General features: G+C 68.6%; 3 protein-coding genes. 1 reads left to right on the plus strand and 2 read right to left on the minus strand.

What is annotated here, in order from left to right; all coding sequences use genetic code 11:
- The coding region (locus I0Q12_RS22075; RefSeq protein WP_231611205.1) for an alpha/beta hydrolase at window positions 1-651 on the minus strand (651 nt) is incomplete at its 3' end.
- A gap of 50 nt (window positions 652-701) precedes the next feature.
- Window positions 702-2,348 carry an NAD(P)/FAD-dependent oxidoreductase gene (locus tag I0Q12_RS22080; protein WP_197254743.1) on the minus strand — a complete coding sequence of 549 codons (1,647 nt, stop codon included), beginning with the start codon at window positions 2,346-2,348 and terminating at the stop codon, window positions 702-704.
- A 219-nt stretch (window positions 2,349-2,567) separates the two neighbouring features.
- Between I0Q12_RS22080 and I0Q12_RS22085 the strand changes: the two genes are divergently transcribed.
- The coding region (locus I0Q12_RS22085) for a LuxR C-terminal-related transcriptional regulator (protein ID WP_197254754.1) at window positions 2,568-4,784 on the plus strand (2,217 nt) is incomplete at its 3' end.

The raw sequence follows: 4,784 nt of genomic DNA on the forward strand, positions 1-4,784 counted from the left end.
GTACTGCTCCCAGAACCAGTCCAGCCCCGCCGCGGTGATCACGTACCCCTCGGCGAATTCTCTCCGCGACGGCAGTTGCGCCTCCGGATCGACGACCGGGTACACGAGCACCTGCCCGCGCAGCCGGGGTCCGCCCTGGTCACGGGCCCGCAGCGCCGTGACGGCCGCCAGGTTGCCGCCGGCGCTGTCGCCCATGATCACGATGTTGTCCGGGTCACCGTCGTAGTCCGCGATGTGGGCGGCGACCCACTTCAGTGCGGCCCACGCGTCGTTCGGCGCGGCCGGGAACCGGTGCTCGGGCGCGAGCCGGTACGCGGCGGTCACCACGATGGCGCCCGTGGCGTTGGCGATTCCGCGAGCCGGCTCCTCGACGACGTCCAGGCTCCCCGCCACGAATCCGCCGCCGTGGAAGTACAGCACCACCGGATGCGGCCCCTCACCCTCCGGGACATGGATACGCAGGTCCTGCTCCCGGCCGGCGCTGCTGTACCGCGCCTCGTGAACCCGCGCGACCGGTTCGGCCGGCGCCTGCAGCCCGGTGAACGTCGCGACGACTCCGCGCGCTTCGTCCACCGACATCTGCTCGAACGACTTCAGTCCCTGTGCCTGCAGTTCCGCGATCAACTGCGCGACGTGCTCGTCCAGTGCCATCTGTCTGCCTTCTTTCGAAAGTGTTGTGCTGCTGAGTGATCGGAGCGTCGTCAGGAGGCGCGGGCGAGCTGCTCGCCACCGCCGAGCTCGAAGCCTTCGTAGCCGCGTTCGACGACTTCGGCGCACTTGGCCCGGTACGCGGGCGCTCCGCCGAGGTAGACCATGCAGACCCGCGGCTTGCCCGGGATGTTCGCGCCCATGTACCACGAGTCGGTGTTCGGCATCAGCGTTGCCGCAGCCAGTTCGGCGCAGTGCTCGACCCACGCGTCCTCTGCCTCGAGGGTCGGCTCGATCGTGTCGAGACCGCGCTCTCGCAGATGGGCGATGGCGTCGGTGGCGAAGTCGACGTGGTCCTCGATCGCGAGCGGCATGTTGTAGAGCACCGACGGGGACTGCGGGCCGGTGACCAGGAACAGATTCGGGAACTTGTGCATCATCAGCCCCAGATAGGTGCGCGGTCCGCCCGCGAACTTGTCCTCGAGCCGCTCGCCGTCGCGGCCGACGATGCCCATCGCCAGCAGCGGCCCGGTCATCGCGTCGAATCCGGTGGCCAGGACGATGACGTCGAGTTCGTGGTCGGCGGCCGCGGTACGGACACCGGTCGCGGTGATCTCCCGGATCGGCGCGCTCGCGACGTCGACGAGGGTGACGTTGTCGCGGTTGTAGGTTTCGTAGTAGTTCGTCTCGAGCGGCGGACGCTTGGTCGCGTAGGGGTAGTTCGTCGGCGCGAGCAGCTTCGCGACCTCGGGATCGTTCACCCGTTCGTAGATGCGCTCGCGGATGTATTCGGCGACCGTGTCGTTGGCTTCCCTGTCGAACAGGATGTCCCGGAAGCTGTCGATGAACAACCGGAATCCGCCTGCGTCCCAACGCTCGTCGAACACACGTCGGCGTTCCTCGGCGGAGACCGCGAGCGCGGAGTCCTGCACCTGGTCGTACGGGACGCCGAGGAAGTGGTTGCGGGAGGCGGCGCGAATCTCGTCGTAGTGCGCCTTGACGTGCGCGATCTCCTCGTCGGTGACCGGGGTGTTGCCGATCGGCGTCGCATAGTTCGGGGTGCGCTGGAACACCGACAGGTGCCCGGCCTGCTTCGCGATCTCGGTGATCGCCTGGATGCCGCTGGACCCGGTGCCGATGATCCCGACGCGTTTGCCGATGAAATCGACCGGTTCGTGCGGCCAGTTGCCGGTCAGGTACACCTCGCCGGCGAAGTTCTCGATGCCCGGGAACTCCGGCTTCTTCGGCACCGACAGGTTGCCCGCACCGGAGATCAGGTAGGTCGCGGTGACCGAGTCGCCGGACTCGGTGCCCACCGTCCACACGCGGCGGTCCTCGTCCCACACCGCGGAGGTGATGCGGGTACCGAACGTGATGTCCTTGCGCAGGTCGAAGCGGTCGGCGACGTGCCGCAGGTAGTCGAGGATCTCCGGTTGCGCGGCGAACCGCTCGCTCCACCGCCACTCCTGCTGCAGTTCCTTCGAGAACGAGTACGAGTAGTGGACCGACTCGATGTCGACACGCGCGCCGGGATACCGGTTCCAGTACCAGGTGCCGCCCACATCGTCGGCGGCGTCGAAAACCCGGACCGTCAGGCCCATTTCGTCGCGCATCTTGTACAGCGCGTACAGGCCGGTGAACCCGGCTCCTACCACGACCGCGTCGACGTCGGGAGAGGCGGAAGAAGGATCGAAGGACATGATGCTGACTCCTCGTGGATCACGGGGGAAGGCACTCGAGGGGTGCCGATCCGGACACGACCACCATGACGTGGATCACACCCACCCCACATGGGGGAGAACACCCCCGTAGCTACCTGTGTTGGGGGTCACAGCCCGATCGGGTATCTTCGGCCTCGATCCTTCGGCATCTCGGAAGGGAGTCCGGCGCTGTCCGCCACCACCGTCCCGCACAGGTCTCTGACCAGCTTCGTCGGGCGTCGCCGTGAACTCGACGCGGCCCGCGCGTGCCTGCAGCAGGCCCGTCTGGTGTCGCTGGTCGGACCCGGCGGGGTGGGCAAGACCCGGCTCGCGGAGGAGCTGGCGGTGCGCTCGGCGCGCGCGTTCCGCGATTCGGTCCGGTGGATCGATCTGGCGGCCGTCCGGGACCCGGACACGGTGCCGTCCGCGGCCGCCGCCGCCCTCGGCGTGACCGACCAGTCCAATCGTCCGGTGCTCGACAAGCTCGCCGAGCACACCCGCAACCGGCACATGCTGATCGTCGTCGACAACTGCGAGCACCTGCTCTCCGCGGTGATCACGCTGGTCACGTCGTTGCTGGCCGCAGCACCGGAGATCCGGGTGGTCACCACCAGCCGCGAACCGCTCGGCATCGCCGGGGAACAGACCTACCTGCTGCCGCCGCTGGGCACTCCCCCGCCGGGCACCGGATACCGGGCGGTGGACATCGCGCCGTTCGAGGCGGTGACGCTGTTCGTCGAACGCGCCCACAACACCGTCTCCGACTTCGAGCTCACCGACGCGAACGCCGACGCGATCGCCCAGCTGTGCCGGTCCCTCGACGGCATCCCGCTGGCCGTCGAACTCGCCGCGAGCCGGCTGCGGTCGCTGTCGCCCTCACAACTCGTCGAGCGGATCGACCGCCGGTTCGCGCTGCTCACCGGCGGCAACCGCAGCGCCCTGCCGCGGCAGCAGACCCTCCGCGCTCTGATCGACTGGAGCTACGACCTGTGCTCGGAGGACGAGCGGCTGCTGTGGGCACGCCTTTCCGTCTTCCCCGGCTCGTTCGATCTCGAAGCGGCAGAGGCGGTGTGCGGGTTCGGTGCGCTTCCCGTGGACGACATCGTCGACCTGCTCGACCGGCTCATCGCCAAGTCCCTCGTCGGCACCGAGCGCGCCGCCGAAGAGCTCCGGTACACCCAGCTCATGACCGTGCGCGAATACGGAGCCGAGCTTGCCGAGAGGTGCGGCGAGACTGCGGAACTGTATCGCCGGCATCGCGACCACTATGCCGCGCGGGCCGCACGCGCCGCGCAGGACTGGTGCGGATCGACACAGCGGGACATCCTCACGAACCTGCGCATCGACCATCCGAATCACATTGCGGCGCTGGACTGGTCGCTGCGAGAGGAATCGTCGTCGCCGACCACCGCCGAGTTCGCGGTGGCGTTGCGTTATCACTGGATCGCAGGCGGCAACCTCGCCGACGGCCGCACCCGCCTCGAGCGCGTCCTGCAGCACGTCACCGATCCGGTCCGAGCCCGCGGCGATGCCCTGTGGGTGGCTGCCTGGATCGCGCTGATCCAGGGAGATCACGATGCGGCCGAGCGGCACCTGACCGAATGCCGTTCTCTCGCCGGAACTCTCGGTGACGATCACCTGGGTGCACACACCGACCACTGGGCGGCCCTGCACCTGCTCTTCCGCGGCCGCACCACCGAGGCGATCGGCCTGTACGAGTCGGCGATCGCGGTGCTCCGCTCCCACGAGGACACCGCCGCGGTGCTGACCGCGTCGTTCCAGCTCGCCATGGCGCAGATCTACGACGGGCATGCCGACGCCGCGCTCGCCACCTGCAAGACGGTCCTCGACCTGTCCGAGCGCTACGGCGAGAACTGGAATCGCGCCTATTCGCTGTGGGTTTCGAGCCTCGTGCATCTGCATCAGGGGGCACCCGGCGCGGGGGTGGACGCGGCCCGGGCCGCCCTGCGTATCCAGCGGTCCTACAAGGACAAGATCTGCACCGCGCTGTCGATCGAGGTGCTGGCGTGGACATGTGCGGGATCCGATCCCCGGATGTCGGCGCGCCTGTTCGGCGCGGCCGACGCGGTGTGGACACGGCTGGGCACCGACATCTCGGCGTTCGGCCCCCATGTCACCGACGATTCGCGTACCGCGCGGCAGCGCGCCGTCGACGCGCTCGGCGAAGCCGAATTCGGCAAGCTCGCCTCCGCGTATGCGGGGACCACGATCGACGAAGCGGTGGTCTTCGCGCTCGGGGAAGCCGCCGCCGAGGCCACCGCACCGACGAGTGTTTCGCCCCTGACGAAACGGGAACTCGAGATCGCCGCGCTCATCGCGGAGGGCCTGAGCAACCGCGCGGTCGCCGAGCATCTGGTGATCTCACCGCGGACGGTCGACGGTCACGTCGAACGGATCCTCGCGAAACTCGGTTTC

The sequence above is a fragment of the Rhodococcus sp. CX genome (assembly GCF_015865005.1).
GTDB lineage: Bacteria > Actinomycetota > Actinomycetes > Mycobacteriales > Mycobacteriaceae > Rhodococcus.